We start from the raw sequence: 1,136 nt of genomic DNA, 5'->3' as shown, positions 1-1,136 counted from the left end.
GCGGCGCCAGGGCCGGCAACCAGTCGGCCCTCTCGACCCCGTCGGTCAGCTTGAACCAGTTGTAGATGGAACTGGCCGAAACACCGTGCTGGCGGGCTGCCTGCATCACCGCCACGTCCTTCGAGACGCCATGCTGATAAAGGGCCAGCACCGCGTTCAGCACCGACAGCCGCCACTCGGCGGTGTTCTTCTTCTTGTCCGGCAGGCCATCGTACCAGCGCCAGGCGTCGGTCCGGGACATCTGCGCCTTGGTGGGTCCGCCCGCCGGCGCCGACGCGGGCGCCGACGCCATCACCAGCTTTGCCTTGGCGGCCGATGGCAACGAGCTGATGTGGAACTCGCGGCCACCGCCCCGCCCTTGACGTTCACGATGCTGCCATCCTTCTCGGGTGGCTCTGGCGCGGATATTGCGCTCGGTCCCAGGCAACGTGGGCAACGACAGGTCAGCCAGTTCGGCCGCAGTAAACCACTCCCGGCCAGTCATGCCTTGCCCTCACCGCGACGGTCGATCCGCTGGCACTCGGGATGCCAGGTTCGCATCGACTCTGCGTACAACTCGGGGTTACGCTCGCACTCCAGCATGAACAGCAGCAACGGAGTGGGGCCCGTGGTCGTGGAACCTTTCGATTTCTGGAACGAGGCGCGCGGCATCGACGTCGGATCATCCTTGCGCGACATGTGCTGCTCCTCTGCCCAATTCATGTGGGATAACCACTTGCTCGCGCCGCGCGTCGACTGGAGCTCCAGCAGCGACCAGTCTCTGATCATGGGCTTCCTTCTGGGCTTCCGCGTGCGAAGGGCCTTCTTCTGTTTCCGGCGCGACCAGATGCTCTACGAGTGCCCGTTCTGCCGGTGCGTCTTCGTGCGTCCGCTGGCCTACCGCGACCTTGACCGGCGCGCCTACGGCGCCTTTTGGCTCGAAAGCTTGCCCAGCCACGAGGGTCTCGAACGGACGACGCAGATCCCCCGGCACGTTCTTGAAGAGGCGCTCTCGGAGACCAAGAAGCGCAACACGGCGGGCTGGCCCCCGAAGGACTGACTCGCTCATGCGCTCGGCCCCTTCCAGCTCCGACGGGCCATTTTCCGGCGCTGCTGCAGCTCCTCGATCTTGTCGTCCAGGACGGCGTCCTCGATGG

Annotated in this window: 2 protein-coding genes; one reads left to right on the top strand and one right to left on the bottom strand. The window is 65.6% G+C overall.

Annotated features, from left to right (window positions below; translation table 11 throughout):
* Window positions 1-484, bottom strand: a 484-nt coding sequence (locus tag BLR95_RS16285; protein ID WP_218119582.1) for a DNA-binding protein, incomplete at its 3' end; no start/stop codon positions are given.
* A gap of 129 nt (window positions 485-613) precedes the next feature.
* On the opposite strand from BLR95_RS16285, the gene BLR95_RS15400 reads away from it, so the two are divergent.
* Complete coding sequence (locus BLR95_RS15400) at window positions 614-1,039, top strand: hypothetical protein (protein WP_143131050.1); 426 nt, start codon at window positions 614-616, stop codon at window positions 1,037-1,039.
* Window positions 1,040-1,136: the final 97 nt, after the last annotated feature.

This window comes from Roseospirillum parvum, assembly GCF_900100455.1.
GTDB lineage: Bacteria > Pseudomonadota > Alphaproteobacteria > Rhodospirillales > Rhodospirillaceae > Roseospirillum > Roseospirillum parvum.
The sequence above is the reverse complement of the archived record's forward strand: the minus strand, read 5'-3'. Positions and strand labels throughout refer to the sequence as shown.